Below are 17,117 nucleotides of genomic sequence, written 5' to 3'. Positions count from 1 at the left end.
TACCACGAGCGCGTTCTTCTGGCGCAGCATCGATCTGGTCGTATGCCTTGAATTCACCAAAGAACTTGGTGATCGCTGCGGTCAGCGAGGTCTTGCCATGGTCAACGTGACCAATGGTGCCGATGTTTACGTGTGGCTTATTGCGTTCAAACTTGCTCTTTGCCATCTGAGCTCTCCTAAAATCTAGCCTGCTCAGGCTTTTTACTGTTTGGCGTAATCAGAAATTACGCGAACTTCTTCTGAATTTCCTGTGCGACCGCGGTCGGAACCGGCTCATAGTGGTCGAACTGCATGGTGTACTGCGCACGGCCCTGAGACATCGAACGCAGGTTGTTCACGTAACCAAACATGTTGGCGAGTGGAACGTTTGCGTTGACGACCGTAGCAATGCCACGAGCTTCCGTACCGGAAATCTGACCACGACGTGAGTTCAGATCGCCAATTACGTCACCGACGTAATCTTCCGGGGTTACGACTTCGACCTTCATGATCGGCTCTAGGAGCTGAGCACCGGTCTTCTGCGCGCCTTCACGGAATGCAGCGCGAGCAGCGATTTCGAAGGCGAGAACAGACGAGTCAACGTCATGGTATGCGCCGTCGATCAGGGTAGCTTTCACGCCGAGCATTGGGAAGCCAGCAAGTGGACCCGCACCCATGACGCTTTCGATACCCTTCTGAACGCCTGGGATGTATTCCTTAGGAACAGCACCACCAACGATCTTGGATTCGAAGATGAAGTCGTCGCCGTCATGCGGCTCAAAGATCACCTTAATACGAGCGAACTGACCCGAACCACCCGACTGCTTTTTGTGGGTGTAGTCGATTTCAGCAAGACGCGTGATTGTTTCACGGTAAGCAACCTGCGGCGCGCCGACGTTTGCTTCTACCTTGAACTCACGACGCATACGGTCAACGAGAATGTCGAGGTGAAGTTCACCCATACCAGCAATAATTGTCTGGCCTGATTCTTCATCTGACTTAACGCGGAACGAAGGATCTTCAGCTGCAAGACGGTTGAGCGCGAGGCCCATCTTTTCCTGGTCAGCCTTAGTCTTTGGTTCAATCGCGATTTCGATAACCGGGTCTGGGAATTCCATGCGTTCAAGAATAACCGGCTTCAGTGGATCGCAAAGCGTATCACCTGTTGTGGTTTCCTTGAGGCCAGCCAGAGCAACGATGTCGCCTGCGAAAGCTTCTTCGATGTCTTCACGGCTGTTGGAGTGCATCTGCAACATACGGCCGATACGCTCACGCTTGCCCTTAACGGTGTTTTCGAGCGAAATGCCCTTGGTCATCTTGCCCGAATAGATACGAGCAAAAGTAAGCGAACCAACGAACGGATCGTTCATGATCTTGAATGCGAGCATCGAAAGTGGTGCTTCATCCGAAGATTCACGGGTAGTTTCAGTTTCCGTCTTAACGTCGATGCCCTTAATTGCAGGAACTTCAACTGGCGAAGGAAGGAAATCTACAACCGCATCAAGAAGTGGCTGAATGCCACGGTTCTTAAACGCAGTACCGCAAAGCACTGGATGGAACTTAACAGCAATCGTACCCTTACGGATCAATGCGCGAAGCTGATCATTCGTAGGCATGGTGCCTTCGAGATAAGCTTCCATTGCGGCTTCGTCGATTTCCACGGCCAGCTCGATGAGCTTTTCGCGGTACTCTTCAGCCTTATCCTTAAGGTCTGCAGGAATTTCGCCTTCGGTCGCAGCTGCGCCGATGGTTCCATCCCAAGTCAGTGCCTTCATTTCGATCAGGTCGATAACGCCTTCGAACTCGTTTTCAGCGCCGATTGGCAGCTGAACTGGGAGCGCGATTGCGCCAAGACGCGAGCCAACCATTTCTACGCAACGGTAGAAGTCAGCACCGATCTTGTCCATCTTGTTGACGAAGACCATACGTGGAACGTGGTACTTCTCAGCCTGACGCCAAACGGTTTCAGTCTGCGGCTCAACACCAGCATTCGCATCGAGAAGAGCGATTGCGCCATCGAGAACGCGGAGCGAACGCTCAACTTCAATCGTGAAGTCAACGTGGCCCGGAGTGTCGATGATGTTGAAGCGACGCTTCTTGCCATCTTTGCCCTGCCAGAACGTGGTCGTAGCAGCGGACGTGATGGTGATACCGCGTTCCTGTTCCTGCTCCATCCAGTCCATGGTGGACGCGCCATCATGGGTTTCACCAATTTTATGGTTCTTACCGGTGTAGAACAGAATACGCTCGGTCATCGTCGTCTTACCGGCGTCGATGTGAGCCATAATACCGAAATTGCGGTAGTCTTCGATTTTATATTCGCGGGCCATGTTTTTGCTCTTTGAATAGGGTTCGACGATTACCAGCGGTAATGCGAGAATGCGCGGTTGGCTTCGGCCATGCGGTGCGTGTCTTCACGCTTCTTCACAGCAGAACCACGGTTGTTTGCAGCATCAAGCAATTCACCGGAAAGGCGATCAATCATTGTGGTTTCGTTACGTCCGCGAGCGGCGTTAATCAACCAACGAATGGCAAGTGCCTGGCGGCGTTCTGTACGCACATCGACCGGAACCTGGTAGGTTGCACCACCAACGCGGCGCGAACGGACTTCAACGTGCGGAGCAACATTGTCGAGCGCCTGATGGAACAGCGCGACCGGCTCTGACTTCGCCTTGGCTTCGATTGCCGACAGCGCACCGTAAACGATGCTTTCTGCAACCGACTTCTTACCATGAAGCATAACTGCATTCATGAACTTGGTGATTACGAGATCACCGAACTTTGGATCCGGATTAATCTCACGCTTTTCAGCTTTATGGCGTCTGGACATTTCGTCTCAACTTTCAATTACATCGGGCTCAACTCGCCATTATGGCGGCCGGTATCCCCGGAAAATTCTTACTTAGGACGCTTCGCACCGTACTTCGAACGACGCTGCTTACGGTTCTTAACACCCTGTGTATCGAGTACACCACGGATGATGTGGTAACGCACACCCGGCAAATCCTTGACGCGGCCACCGCGGATCATAACCACGGAGTGCTCCTGAAGGTTGTGACCTTCACCAGGGATATAACCGATGACTTCAAAGCCATTGGTGAGACGAACCTTGGCAACCTTACGAAGAGCCGAGTTAGGCTTCTTAGGGGTTGTGGTATAAACGCGGGTGCAAACTCCGCGCTTCTGTGGGTTTGCCTGCAGAGCAGGAACCTTATTACGCTTTACCGGCGCAGTGCGCGGCTTGCGGATCAACTGGTTTACGGTAGGCATTGAACCTTCCTCTATAAAAAATCTCGTAACAGAGCCCAATAAGGGCCGTTCCACCGGAGTGAACATGCACAAATTCGGGATGAGCCACTCCATCAGCGGCCAACCCGAACAAAAGCAGAGGAAGCTACAGCTTCATGCGAACGGCAAGTATCATTTCGATCGTAAAACGAACCCTGTTTGAGGCGAACTCCAGAGCGTGTCGCTCCGAAAAGACCAGCCTCACATCGGCTCAGATGGGCTGCTGATACGCGTTAACGGGCGTTTCGTCAAGGGCAACAGGGGAAGTTTCTTATGGAAGGGCCGCAAAACGGAGTTTTGGATCACCCTAAACAGTCGGTTGGGCCAATTCACTCGGCATATCTCAAATATTTGGGAGACAAAACTGTCATTTTCTTGTGTCAGCATAGCATCTGACAGCAACAGAGTTTATTGAAACACATCTGAGTCGAAAAGCAACGCAATTTTAAGGGATTCTTAATGTCATCCACCACCCCATCCACAGAAAACGATTCGCCTGTTGTGCATCTGGTCATTGCCGATGTTTGGAATGAAGGCGAAGAAGAATCTATTGAAGTTCATATTCTTCTGAAGTCAGACGAAGATGAAGATCTGGTTCAGACCGTTCTCGCGATCCTTTCGGAAGAAGGCTACAACGAGGCCGAACTGGTTGAGATGGGCACCATCACCGAAGAGCCTGAAGAAGAGCCACACAAAAGTGCATGGCACACCGCCCTCACCGGCGAAGTTGCACTGATCGAATTTGATGGTGAGGAAGAAGAAGAGTAAATCTCTTCCTCTCAATCAGAATAACAAAGGGCGGTTTCAAACCGCCCTTTTCTTTTGTCTTCCATACAAAAAAAGGCCGCCCCGAAAGGCGGCCTTTTTATTACTTTACCAACTTGCCTTATTCGGCTGCGCTGTTGGTCATGTCTGTCAGCATCGCGTTTGCATCTGACGAACCTGTCGACTTGCGGCGCTCGTCGATGATCAGTTCGTCGCGAGCAGTTGCAATGCGACGGATCTGGTTGGTCATGCCACCCGTACCAGCCGGGATGAGACGACCGACGATGACGTTTTCCTTGAGACCCTGCAGCGTATCCATCTTGCCGGCAACTGCGGCTTCGGTAAGAACGCGTGTGGTTTCCTGGAACGACGCTGCCGAAATGAACGACGGTGTCTGCAATGAAGCTTTGGTAATACCAAGCAGAACCGGATTACCCGAACCTGGCTTCTTACCTTCTTCGATCAGACGATCGTTAACTTCATCAAGTTCGATGCGGTCAACATGATCACCTGTGAGGTAACCCGTATCACCCGATTCCGTGATCTCGATCTTCTGGAGCATCTGACGAACAATCACTTCGATGTGCTTGTCGTTGATCAAAACGCCCTGAAGACGATAGACTTCCTGGATTTCGTTTACGAGGTAAGAAGCAAGTGCTTCCACGCCCTTAATCGCCAGAATGTCGTGCGGAGCTGGATTACCGTCGAGGATGTATTCACCCTTTTCGATAACGTCACCGTCCTGAAGATGGAACGGCTTGCCCTTAGGAATCAGATACTCGACAGGCTCGACCGTATCGTCGTTTGGCTCGATGATGATGCGACGCTTGTTCTTGTAATCGCGACCAAAGCGGACAGTACCATCGATCTCTGCGATGACGGCGTGGTCCTTTGGACGACGAGCTTCGAACAGTTCCGCAACGCGTGGCAGACCACCGGTAATGTCCTTGGTCTTGGCACTTTCCATCGGCAGACGCGCAATAACGTCACCAGCATTAACATGAGCACCCGGCTCGAACGAAAGGATCGTTTCAACTGAAAGCAGGAAGCGAGCTTCGCCACCCTTCGACAGCTTCAAGATCTTGCCGCTCTTATCCTTGATGACCATAGCAGGCTTGAGATCGGCACCGCGTGGTGTCGAACGCCAGTCAATGATGACGCGCTTGGTGATACCAGTCGACTCGTCCGCTGTTTCCGAAACCGAGAGGCCATCGACGAGATCTTCGAACTCGACAAAGCCTTCCACTTCCGTAAGGATTGGACGGGTGTATGGATCCCATTCAGCAATACGCTGACCGCGCTTAACTGTATCGCCTTCGTCAACGAACAGACGCGAACCGTAAGTAACACGGTGAACAGCACGTTCCTTGCCAGTCGCATCAACAATCAGAACCGCCATGTTACGGCCCATGACAACGAGGTTGCCATCGGTGTTGCGAACTACATTGCGGTTACGTAGCTTAACGGTGCCTTCATACGATGCTTCGAGATACGAGCTATCAACAACCTGAGCAGTACCACCCAAGTGGAAGGTACGCATGGTCAGCTGAGTGCCCGGCTCACCGATCGACTGCGCAGCGATAACGCCAACAGCTTCACCCTGGTTAACCGGCGTACCGCGTGCAAGGTCACGACCATAGCACTTGGCGCAAACGCCGTTACGGGTTTGACATGTCAGAGCCGAACGAATGCGGATCGACTGGATGCCAGCCTTCTCGATGATTTCGACGTCCTTTTCATCGACCATGCGGCCAGCTTCAACGATAACTTCGCCGGTTGCTGGATTGATGATCGGATCAAGTGCCGTACGGCCCAGAACGCGCTGACCAATTGGTGCAACGATCTGACCAGCATCGACGATTGGCTGCATGGTGAGACCAATTTCGGCGCCGCAATCGACTTCCGAAATGATCGCGTCCTGTGCAACGTCAACGAGACGACGTGTCAAGTAACCCGAGTTAGCGGTCTTCAAAGCAGTATCAGCAAGACCCTTACGGGCACCGTGTGTCGAGTTGAAGTACTCGTTAACGGTCAGACCTTCTTTAAAGTTCGAGATGATCGGGGTTTCGATGATTTCACCCGACGGCTTGGCCATAAGACCACGCATACCGCCAAGCTGACGCATCTGGTTGACCGAACCACGGGCACCCGAATGCGACATCATGTAAACCGAGTTCATCTGCTTCTGACGGCCAGTCACCGGATCGAACTCAACAGCCTTAATGCGGGCCATCATTTCTTCGGTGATCTTGTCAGTCGCCTTACCCCAGGCATCAACAACCTTGTTGTACTTTTCGCCCTGAGTGATCAGACCGTCATTGTACTGCTGTTCATACTCAGTGGTCAGCGCTTCGGTTTCTGCAACGATCTTTACCTTCGCATCAGGAATGACCATGTCATCCTTGCCGAACGAAATACCGGCGCGACATGCATGCGCAAAGCCGAGCTGCATGATGCGATCACAGAAAATGACCGTCTCTTTCTGACCGCAATGGCGATAGACGTGGTCGATCATCTTGGAGATGTTCTTCTTCGTCATTTCCTGATTGCAGATATCGAAAGATACCTTGGCATTCTTCGGAAGCAATTCGCCCGTGATCATACGGCCAGGGGTCGTGTCGTAAACCTTGGAAACAGGGTTTCCATTTTCATCGACAGTCTTAAAGCGGCCCTTGATCTTCGTATGAAGCGTGACAACCTTGTTCTCAAGCGCATGCTGAAGTTCGCCCATATCAGCGAACATCATGCCCTCGCCCGGCTCCTTGTCTGCCACAATCGACAGATAATAGAGACCAAGAACCATGTCCTGTGAAGGAACGATGATCGGCGCGCCGTTTGCAGGGTGCAGGATGTTGTTGGTGGACATCATCAGCACGCGTGCTTCAAGCTGGGCTTCAAGCGAAAGCGGAACGTGAACAGCCATCTGATCGCCGTCAAAGTCAGCGTTAAACGCTGTACAAACGAGCGGATGCAGCTGGATGGCCTTGCCTTCAATCAGCGTGGGTTCGAATGCCTGAATACCAAGACGGTGCAGCGTAGGCGCGCGGTTGAGAAGAACCGGATGCTCACGGATCACTTCGTCAAGGATATCCCAAACTTCTGGACGTTCCTTTTCAACCAGCTTCTTCGCCTGCTTAACGGTCGAGGAATAACCCTTCGCATCAAGACGAGCGTATATGAATGGCTTGAACAGTTCGAGCGCCATCTTCTTTGGTAGGCCGCACTGGTGAAGCTTCAGTTCAGGACCAGTCACGATAACCGAACGACCCGAATAGTCGACGCGCTTACCGAGAAGGTTCTGACGGAAACGACCCTGCTTACCCTTGAGCATGTCGGAGAGCGACTTCAGCGGACGCTTATTAGCACCGGTGATGACACGGCCACGACGACCGTTATCGAACAGCGCGTCAACAGCTTCCTGCAACATACGCTTTTCGTTACGGATAATGATGCCAGGAGCGCGCAGTTCGATCAGACGCTTCAGACGGTTGTTACGGTTGATCACACGACGGTAAAGGTCGTTAAGATCGGACGTAGCAAAACGACCGCCATCGAGTGGAACCAGAGGACGCAGATCCGGTGGAATAACCGGAACGATCTTCATGATCATCCACTCAGGACGGTTGCCAGATTCCATGAAGTTCTCAACGATCTTGAGACGCTTCATCAGCTTCTTGGTCTTCAGTTCAGACGTGGTTTCTGCCAGATCAACGCGCAGGTCTGCGGCGATGTTTGGAAGATCCATCGAAGCCAGAAGTTCAAAGATAGCTTCCGCACCAATCAGGGCTGTGAACTGATCTTCGCCGAATTCATCGACGGCAATCATGTATTCTTCTTCCGAAAGGAGCTGATGCTCTTTCAGGGAAGTCAGGCCTGGTTCGGTAACGATGTAGTTTTCGAAATACAGAACGCGCTCAATATCCTTGAGCGTCATGTCCAGAAGTGTGCCGATGCGCGAAGGCAGCGACTTCAAAAACCAGATATGGGCAACAGGTGCTGCGAGCTCAATATGGCCCATGCGCTCACGACGAACACGGGACAGTGTGACTTCAACGCCGCACTTTTCGCAGATGATGCCTTTGTACTTCATACGCTTGTACTTGCCGCACAAGCATTCATAATCCTTGATCGGGCCAAAGATACGCGCGCAGAAAAGACCATCGCGTTCAGGCTTGAACGTACGATAGTTGATGGTCTCTGGCTTCTTGATCTCGCCATATGACCAGGACAGAATCTTCTCAGGGCTGGCAATCGAGATTCTGATGGAATCGAACGTCTGTGCCGGAGCCTGAGGATTGAAAAGATTCATGACCTCTTGGTTCATGCCGTTCTCCTTAAGGGCGATCCGCCGCCCTGTGTGTCGTCGATGACAAGTCAGACACTGTCATCTTGAAAAGAATTCGCGGTATTACGCAGTTTCGAAATTTACATTTCGTATCAGCATTCTCCGTAAGCGGCATAAACTGCCTGCCGGAAAAGACTTTACGGGCGCGCCACGGCTAAACCATGGCGCGCCTTAATGCTTTTATTCCGCCGCGTCCGGAAGTGCGGCCTGCTCGTCGCGTGTATCGTCCAGCTCGACATTGAGGCCGAGCGAGCGCATTTCCTTGACAAGAACGTTGAAGCTTTCCGGAATACCGGCTTCAAACGTATCGTCGCCACGAACGATGGCTTCGTAGACCTTGGTACGGCCTGCAACGTCATCCGACTTGACTGTAAGCATTTCCTGCAGCGTGTAAGCCGCACCGTATGCTTCCAGAGCCCAGACTTCCATTTCCCCGAAGCGCTGACCACCGAACTGCGCCTTACCACCAAGCGGCTGCTGGGTAACAAGCGAGTAAGGTCCGATCGAACGAGCGTGGATCTTGTCGTCGACCAAGTGGTGAAGCTTGAGCATGTAAATGTAGCCCATGGTCACCTGACGGTCGAACGGCTCACCCGTACGTCCATCATACAGTGTCGACTGACCCGAGGTCGCAAGACCTGCATCTGTCAACATCGCATTGATGTCAGCTTCAACCGCACCGTCGAATACCGGCGTTGCGATCGATACGCCGCGCTTCACCTGATTTGCCAGCATGAGGACGGAATCGTCATCATACGAACGGACAGGCTCGTTGCGGTCGTTGTCCGGATAAATGTGCTCCAGAGTATCGCGCAGCGGCTGAATATTTGCCGTCTTGCGATAAACGTCGATCAGCTCACCGATCTTCTTACCCATGCCTGCGCATGCCCAGCCAAGATGTGTTTCCAGAATCTGGCCCACATTCATACGGCTTGGAACACCAAGCGGGTTCAACACGATATCAGCATGCGTACCGTCTTCGAGGAACGGCATGTCTTCGACAGGCAGAATGCGGGAAACCACACCCTTGTTGCCGTGACGGCCAGCCATCTTGTCGCCTGGCTGGATCTTGCGCTTCACAGCAACAAAGACCTTAACCATCTTCATGACGCCTGGAGGCATCTCGTCGCCGCGCTGTACCTTTTCGACCTTATCCATGAAGCGCGCTTCGAGCAGCTTCTTGGATTCGTCGTACTGGCCACGCAGAGCTTCGAGTTCGCCCTGATGCTTTTCGTCTTCGACAGCGAACTGCCACCACTGCGAACGTGGATACTCGGTGATCACATCACGAGTAATAGTCGAGCCTTTTTTGAAGCCCTTAGGGCCTGCAGCTGCAACCTTACCGTCGATCATATCAACGAGACGGCCGTAAACGTTACGGTCGAGAATAGCCTGTTCGTCGTCGCGGTCCTTCGCAAGACGTTCGATCTCTTCGCGCTCAATCGCCATTGCACGTTCGTCTTTTTCAACGCCGTGGCGGTTGAATACGCGAACTTCAACGATTGTACCGTATGTTCCCGGAGGCATACGCATCGAGGTGTCACGAACGTCAGAAGCCTTTTCACCGAAGATGGCGCGCAGAAGCTTTTCTTCTGGCGTCATTGGGCTTTCGCCCTTCGGTGTAATCTTGCCGACAAGAATGTCGCCAGGATGCACTTCCGCACCAATGTAAACAATACCAGCTTCGTCAAGGTTCTTCAGCGCTTCTTCCGAAACATTCGGAATATCGCGGGTGATTTCCTCAGGTCCAAGCTTCGTATCGCGAGCAGCAACTTCGAATTCTTCGATGTGGATCGAAGTGAAGACGTCTTCCGAAACGATCTTCTCAGAGAGAAGGATCGAATCTTCGTAGTTGTAGCCATTCCAAGGCATAAACGCGACGAGCACGTTACGGCCTAGAGCCAGATCACCGAGATCGGTTGACGGACCATCAGCAATGATGTCGCCCTTACCGATTGGATCACCAACGCGTACAAGCGGACGCTGGTTGATACAGGTCGACTGGTTCGAACGCTGGAACTTCTGCAGACGATAGATATCAACGCCAGACTTCGATGGATCGAGGTCTTCAGTAGCGCGAATAACGATACGCGTTGCGTCAACCTGATCAACGATACCACCGCGACGAGCGGCAATAGCAGCACCGGAGTCACGCGCAACAACTGCTTCCATACCTGTTCCGACGAACGGTGCTTCAGCACGAACGAGTGGAACAGCCTGACGCTGCATGTTCGAGCCCATAAGAGCGCGGTTCGCATCGTCGTTTTCAAGGAACGGAATAAGCGCTGCAGCAACCGAAACGAGCTGCTTTGGCGAAACGTCCATCAGATCCACGTTTTCACGCGGGGTCATCATCACTTCGCCTGCATGACGGCAGATGACGAATTCGTCAACAAAGCTGCCATTTGCATCCAGCTCTACGTTTGCCTGAGCAACCGAGTGCTTTGCTTCTTCCATGGCCGAAAGATAGACGACATCGAGCGTTACCTTGCCGTCGACAACTTTACGGTACGGGCTTTCGATGAAGCCGTACTTGTTGACGCGAGCAAAGGTTGCGAGCGAGTTGATCAGACCAATATTCGGGCCTTCCGGCGTTTCAATCGGGCAGATACGGCCATAATGCGTTGGATGCACGTCGCGGACTTCGAAGCCAGCGCGCTCACGGGTCAAACCACCAGGTCCAAGAGCCGAAAGACGGCGCTTGTGGGTGATTTCCGAAAGCGGGTTGGTCTGATCCATGAACTGCGACAGCTGCGAGGAGCCGAAGAATTCACGTACAGCCGCAGCAGCAGGCTTCGCGTTGATCAGATCCTGCGGCATGACCGTGTCGATTTCGATCGAGGACATACGTTCCTTGATCGCACGTTCCATACGCAGAAGACCGACGCGATACTGATTTTCCATCAGCTCGCCGACCGAACGCACACGACGGTTACCGAGGTTATCGATATCGTCGATTTCGCCGCGACCATCACGCAGTTCAACCAGCATCTTGACGACTGCAAGAATGTCTTCCTTGCGCAGAACGCGCACGGTGTCTTCTGCATCGAGATCAAGACGCATGTTCATCTTCACGCGACCAACAGCGGAGAGGTCGTAGCGTTCCGAATCAAAGAACAGCGAGTTGAACATGTTCTCAGCCGAATCCATTGTCGGCGGCTCACCTGGACGCATAACGCGGTAGATGTCGAACAGTGCTTCCTGACGGCTTTCGTTCTTATCGACCGACAGAGTGTTACGGATATACGCACCGATATTGATATGATCGATATCGAGAACGTTGATCTCGTTCGCACCTGTATCGAGAAGCGTCTTAAGAACCTTCTCATCAATTTCATCACCGGCTTCGAGATAAATCTCACCCGTTGCGTAATTGACGGTATCTTCAGCAAGATACGCACCGAAGAGATCGTCTTCAGTTGCCTTGATGAACTTCAGGCCCTTTTCAGCAAGCTGCTTCGCCGAGCGAGCAGTCAGCTTCTTACCGCCTTCAAGAACGACTTCACCTGTTTCAGCGTCAATCAGATCAGAAATGATCTTCATGCCCTTGAAACGCTCTGCCGAATAAGGAATGCGCCAGTTATCACCGTCACGCGAATAGGTGACAGTGTTATAGAACGTCGACAGAATTTCTTCGCCGTCCATGCCAAGCGCCATCAGAAGCGTCGTAGCTGGAAGCTTACGGCGACGATCGATACGCGCATAGACTACGTCCTTGGCATCGAATTCGATGTCAAGCCACGAACCGCGATAAGGAATAACGCGAGCAGCAAACAGAAGCTTGCCCGAGGAATGCGTCTTACCCTTGTCGTGATCAAAGAACACGCCTGGCGAACGGTGCATCTGCGAAACGATAACACGTTCGGTACCATTGACGATGAAGGTGCCGTTGTCTGTCATGAGCGGCATATCGCCCATGTAAACGTCCTGCTCCTTGATGTCCTTGATGGACTTCGCGCCGGTATCTTCATCAATATCGAACACGATCAGACGCAGCGTCACCTTGAGAGGTGCCGAATACGTCAAATCGCGCTGACGGCATTCGTCAACGTCGAATTTTGGTGCATCGAATTCGTAGCGAACGAATTCGAGCATTGAAGAGCCGGAGAAATCCTGAATAGGGAAAACAGACTTGAAAACGGCCTGCAAACCCTCGTCAGAACGCCCACCAGCTGGTTCCTCAACCATGAGAAACTGGTCGTAGGATGCCTTCTGAACCTCAATGAGGTTAGGCATTTCCGCGACCTCGGGAATCTTACCGAAAAATTTGCGTACGCGCTTGCGACCATTGAAAGAATGGGTCTGAGCCATCGTCGCTCCTCGTTCTATAGCCTTGCGGCTTGCTCACGCCTTGCGGCCTTTATCGTGCGCCGCCTTTCGGCGGTCCTCTTAACGCATACCTCTTTCAAATCCGACAGATTTGAAGAAAGGACATACGCAATCTTCTTTTTAGAGCGGCCTTGGCGTGTCGTTCGAAACACCCGGCGCTCTAACAGGCTAAAACCCGTTTCCTGAAAGCCCCTTCAAGGCCATCAGAAAAAGGGTTTAAAAAGATCAGAACGTAGTAACTAAAATCGCTCTGACTATGATTTGCATAAAGAGAACCTATTTCCGCGCTTTTCGTTTCTTTTCATGCATTTACTCCAGATGCAAGCCCAGAGTTTAATAAGGATTAAACTGGCGGACGTTTCCGTCCGCCAGAATAAAGAACTTACTTAAGTTCAACCTTAGCGCCAGCTGCTTCGAGCTGTGCCTTGATCTTTTCAGCTTCGTCCTTGGACGCTGCTTCTTTAACAGCCTTAGGAGCTGCTTCAACGAGGTCCTTAGCTTCCTTCAGGCCGAGACCTGTGATTGCGCGAACTTCCTTGATCACGTTGATCTTGTTAGCGCCGCCTTCAACGAGAACTACGTCGAATTCAGTCTTTTCTTCAACAGCAGCAGCTGGAGCACCAGCAGCAGCAGCAGCAGCTACAGGAGCAGCAGCCGAAACGCCCCACTTTTCTTCGAGAAGCTTCGAAAGCTCAGCAGCTTCGAGAACTGTCAGAGCCGAAAGGTCTTCAACGATCTTTGCGAGATCAGCCATTTTGGTATTTCCTTAGTTTAAGGTTTGAACTGTTTGTAATGAGAAACGGCCTTAAGCCGCCTCGTTCTTCCGGGCGTGCGCACCAATAACGCGAGCGATCTGGCCCGCTGGAGCGCTGGTAAGTACTGCAAGACGCTGAGCTGGGGTTTGGATCATTCCAACCAGCTTTGCGCGCAGTTCGTCGAGCGATGGGAGCGAAGCAAGCGACTTTACGCCTTCGGCGTTAAGTGTTGTTGCGCCCATTGAACCACCAAGAATAACGAGCTTGTCGTTAATCTTAGCGAACTCGACGGCTACTTTCGGTGCAGCAATCGGGTCGTCTGCATATGCAACGACCGTCTGACCTACGAATAGGTCTGCGATGCCTTCCGATTCCGTGCCCTGAAGAGCGATTTTGGCAAGGCGGTTTTTCGCGACTTTAACGGTGCCACCAGCGTCACGCATCTTGGAACGAAGATCGCTCATCTGCGCAACGGTGAGACCGGTATAGTGGGCCACGACGACCGAACCGGACTCTTTGAAAGCGCCGTTCAGCCACGCGACAAATTCGCGCTTTTCCGCTCTATCCACTGTGTCTCTCCAGTAGACAGGACCAGTTTGGCCCTGCCGGGTTGCCTTTGCCAGACTTGCCTTGCGGCTCATCTGACGTTCGAGGATCCTGTCCCCTTCAGCTTCACCCGCAAAGCGGACTACACTCAAAGGCAACTACGGTTCAAACCTCGCATGCACTTTCGTGCGAAACAGGGTTATTCCACGTCTCATGCAGGCCGTATGTTTAAGGACAATCACCCGAAGATGACCATCCGCCTGCAATCTCGGACAGGATAACCGGACTTTCGTCCGGCTATCCGGATCTTGCGATCCGGAATTTGTTCACATTCGACTGCTTGCACAGTCCGGTAGTGCGACCAACCTCCCCTCAGGAGAGGCATAGGCTCCGGCAAACCGGAGCCCAAAAATTATGCGACGACCTTAACAGTCGATGGATCGACCTTAACGCCAACGCCCATGCTCGATGAAATCGAGACGCGCTTCAGGTATTCACCCTTAGCAGCCGATGGCTTCGCCTTGAGAACTGCGTCAGCAAAAGCTTTGATGTTTTCTTCGAGCTTCTGATTGTCGAAGGAAACCTTGCCGATGCCAGCATGGATGATACCAGCCTTTTCAACGCGGAACTCAACTGCGCCGCCCTTAGAAGCGGTAACAGCAGCTGCAACGTCAACAGTCACAGTACCAACCTTAGGGTTTGGCATCATGCCGCGTGGGCCGAGAACCTTACCAAGACGACCAACGAGTGGCATCATGTCTGGTGTCGCAATGCAGCGATCGAATTCGATCTTGCCGCCATTGACGATTTCAAACAGGTCTTCTGCACCAACGATATCAGCGCCAGCCTTCTTAGCTTCTTCAGCCTTATCGCCACGTGCAAAAACTGCAACGCGAACGGTACGGCCTGTGCCGTTTGGAAGGTTAACAACGCCACGAACCATCTGATCAGCATGACGTGGGTCAACGCCGAGGTTCATTGCGATTTCGATGGTTTCGTCGAACTTTGCAACAGCGCGTTCCTTAACCATGCCGATTGCATCGGACAGGTCGTAAAGCTTGTTGACGTCAACGCCTTCGCGGATCTTAGCTACACGCTTGGAAATCTTTGCCATCGTCTTAGCCCACCACTTCCAGGCCCATCGAACGGGCAGAACCTTCGATCATACGCATAGCTGCTTCAACGTCAGATGCGTTCAGATCTTTCATCTTAGCCAAAGCGATTTCGCGAACCTTGTCGCGCGCAATCGTGCCGGCCTTTTCCTTGCCAGGAGCCTTCGAACCGGACTTGAGGTTCGCAGCCTTCTTAAGGAAATAAGACACAGGAGGCGTCTTCATCACAAAAGTGAAAGACTTGTCCTGGTAATATGTAATCACGACTGGAACAGGCGAACCTTTTTCCATTTCCTGTGTGGCAGCGTTAAATGCCTTACAGAATTCCATGATGTTGATGCCGCGCTGACCCAAAGCTGGGCCAATCGGAGGCGATGGTGTGGCCGAAGCCGCTGCAACCTGCAGCTTCAACTGGCCTGCAATTTTCTTAGCCATTGCATTCTGCCTTCATATAAATGCTGGAAACCCAGCGTTCTCGATTAATGCCGGAAATCCGGCTCTCGACTGACGTCAGTTAAACTGACTGGCAGTTCGGTGGTGCGAAATCGGCAACCGGCTAAGCCACCTATCCTCCCACCATTTTCCGTCACTTACGACGGAAACCCTTTCGGGCAACAATCAGACCTTATCGACCTGACTGTATTCAAGATCCACAGGCGTCGCACGCCCGAAGATGGAAACTTCAACCTTGAGGCGCGCACGCTCTTCGTCAACTTCCTGAACGATACCGTTAAACGAAGCAAACGGACCATCGGAAACGCGAACATTTTCGCCAATCTCGAAGGTGATCGAGGTCTTAGGACGCTCTGCACCATCCTGAACCTGATTCAAGATCAGATCGACTTCCTTCTGCGAAACAGGAACCGGCTTTGAATCACCTAGGAAACCAGTAACGCGCGGCGTATTCTTAATCAGCGAAAACACAGCATCAGTCAGCGTCGCCTGAACCAGAACGTAGCCCGGGAAGAATTTGCGCTCTGCATCAACCTTACGGCCGCGGCGAACCTCAACAACCTTCTCGGTCGGCACGACGATCTGCTCGATAAGACCGGAAAGGCCCTTTTGAGCAGCTTTAGCTTGAATGTCGTCAGCCACCTTCTTTTCGAAGTTGGAATAGGCGTGAACGATGTACCAGCGCGCTGTCATCTCAAAACTCCCCAATCCTGCTTAGCGGCCAAGGCCAAGAATAAGTTCTACGCCATAGGCCATAAGCTGATCGGCAAGAAAAAAGAACGTAGCAGCCAAAAATGCCATAACCACAACCATGATCGTGGAGATGATCGTTTCACGCCGTGTCGGCCAGGTCACTTTCGCCGTTTCGGCGCGAACCTGCTGGAAAAAGGTGATCGGATTCGTCTTAGATGCCATCTGTCACTCTATTTGCTTGGTGAACCACTACTCTTGAAGCGAAAAAACGAATCAAAAACAGGAACCCACGCGTATACGGTACGCAAAGCTGAAGATTCAGCCCCACGCACCGCGTGTCTGTTGACGTTACATAGAATCGATTCCCAAAAAAAACAAGCCCAATAGTTAAAAGAATACCATACAGGCTTATCGGAAATCCGACCCTTACGAACATCGCTTGCAGTACCATTCAATCGTACCGCAGCGACCTCTCCTGCCCGACCATAACACCGGCGGAGAGTTATCGATATCTGACTTAGCAGCTCTTGATAAAAGCGCTCATCAGATCAGTCAGCGAAAACGCTACGTCAAAATACAAAAAACGAGTACTCATAGTCAAGCCATGAGTACTCGTTTTAAAATGGCAGGGGCAGCAGGGCTCGAACCCGCGGCCTACGGTTTTGGAGACCGTCGCTCTACCAACTGAGCTATACCCCTATTTGGCACTGAGTGTGCCAGACTGGCGGCATAACCGCCAGTCAAATTCTTTACTCGATGATCGAAGCGACGATGCCTGCACCAACGGTACGGCCACCTTCACGGATAGCGAAGCGAAGCTTGTCTTCCATCGCAATCGGTACGATCAGCGTT

General features: G+C 52.2%; 13 protein-coding genes, 1 tRNA gene and 1 pseudogene. 1 reads left to right on the top strand and 14 read right to left on the bottom strand.

The features are described 5' to 3' along the window. The 4 genes from WH356_RS23510 to rpsL all read right to left on the bottom strand — a co-directional run. The coding region (locus tag WH356_RS23510; RefSeq protein WP_339515239.1) for a GTP-binding protein at positions 1-166 on the bottom strand (166 nt) is incomplete at its 3' end. 58 nt (positions 167-224) lie between these two features. Next, positions 225-2,309, bottom strand: a complete 2,085-nt coding sequence (gene fusA, locus WH356_RS23505; RefSeq protein WP_339515235.1) for an elongation factor G — start codon at positions 2,307-2,309, stop codon at positions 225-227. A gap of 29 nt (positions 2,310-2,338) precedes the next feature. Then, complete coding sequence (gene rpsG / locus WH356_RS23500; RefSeq protein ID WP_094504990.1) at positions 2,339-2,809, bottom strand: 30S ribosomal protein S7; 471 nt, start codon at positions 2,807-2,809, stop codon at positions 2,339-2,341. Between the two features lie 68 nt (positions 2,810-2,877). Next, a complete protein-coding gene (gene rpsL / locus WH356_RS23495; protein ID WP_002964366.1) occupies positions 2,878-3,249 on the bottom strand; it encodes a 30S ribosomal protein S12 in 372 nt (123 codons plus the stop codon). Between the two features lie 477 nt (positions 3,250-3,726). On the opposite strand from rpsL, the gene WH356_RS23490 reads away from it, so the two are divergent. Then, on the top strand, positions 3,727-4,035 hold the full coding sequence (locus WH356_RS23490; protein WP_339515232.1) for a hypothetical protein: 309 nt from the start codon (positions 3,727-3,729) through the stop codon (positions 4,033-4,035). Between the two features lie 118 nt (positions 4,036-4,153). Here WH356_RS23490 and rpoC read toward each other — a convergent pair whose 3' ends face one another. From rpoC to WH356_RS23440, 10 genes and pseudogenes are all read right to left on the bottom strand, one after another. Further along, positions 4,154-8,356: a DNA-directed RNA polymerase subunit beta' gene (gene rpoC, locus WH356_RS23485; RefSeq protein ID WP_339515230.1), complete on the bottom strand. Its 4,203-nt coding sequence runs from the start codon at positions 8,354-8,356 to the stop codon at positions 4,154-4,156. Between the two features lie 201 nt (positions 8,357-8,557). After that, positions 8,558-12,688: a DNA-directed RNA polymerase subunit beta gene (rpoB, locus tag WH356_RS23480; RefSeq protein WP_339515228.1), complete on the bottom strand. Its 4,131-nt coding sequence runs from the start codon at positions 12,686-12,688 to the stop codon at positions 8,558-8,560. A gap of 400 nt (positions 12,689-13,088) precedes the next feature. Continuing rightward, positions 13,089-13,460 (bottom strand): 50S ribosomal protein L7/L12, encoded by a 372-nt coding sequence (gene rplL / locus WH356_RS23475; protein ID WP_339515226.1) that lies wholly within the window; start codon positions 13,458-13,460, stop codon positions 13,089-13,091. Between the two features lie 51 nt (positions 13,461-13,511). Then, positions 13,512-14,030: a 50S ribosomal protein L10 gene (gene rplJ / locus WH356_RS23470; RefSeq protein WP_339515237.1), complete on the bottom strand. Its 519-nt coding sequence runs from the start codon at positions 14,028-14,030 to the stop codon at positions 13,512-13,514. A gap of 389 nt (positions 14,031-14,419) precedes the next feature. After that, the gene (rplA, locus tag WH356_RS23465) at positions 14,420-15,121 is read right to left on the bottom strand and encodes a 50S ribosomal protein L1 (RefSeq protein ID WP_339515224.1); all 702 of its coding nucleotides are present in this window, start codon (positions 15,119-15,121) and stop codon (positions 14,420-14,422) included. Between the two features lie 4 nt (positions 15,122-15,125). Further along, positions 15,126-15,554 (bottom strand): 50S ribosomal protein L11, encoded by a 429-nt coding sequence (gene rplK / locus WH356_RS23460; RefSeq protein ID WP_250044719.1) that lies wholly within the window; start codon positions 15,552-15,554, stop codon positions 15,126-15,128. 183 nt (positions 15,555-15,737) lie between these two features. Next, complete coding sequence (nusG, locus tag WH356_RS23455; RefSeq protein WP_339515222.1) at positions 15,738-16,265, bottom strand: transcription termination/antitermination protein NusG; 528 nt, start codon at positions 16,263-16,265, stop codon at positions 15,738-15,740. Between the two features lie 21 nt (positions 16,266-16,286). Continuing rightward, on the bottom strand, positions 16,287-16,487 hold the full coding sequence (secE, locus tag WH356_RS23450; RefSeq protein ID WP_250044717.1) for a preprotein translocase subunit SecE: 201 nt from the start codon (positions 16,485-16,487) through the stop codon (positions 16,287-16,289). A 401-nt stretch (positions 16,488-16,888) separates the two neighbouring features. Next, positions 16,889-16,964: transfer RNA gene (locus WH356_RS23445), tRNA-Trp, on the bottom strand. A gap of 50 nt (positions 16,965-17,014) precedes the next feature. Next, positions 17,015-17,117, bottom strand: a pseudogene (locus tag WH356_RS23440) (elongation factor Tu); the annotation flags it as partial.

It is taken from the genome of Ochrobactrum sp. MYb379, assembly GCF_037479515.1.
Classification (GTDB): domain Bacteria; phylum Pseudomonadota; class Alphaproteobacteria; order Rhizobiales; family Rhizobiaceae; genus Brucella.
Note: the sequence above shows the minus strand (reverse complement) of the source record. Positions and strands in the feature narration are given on the sequence as shown.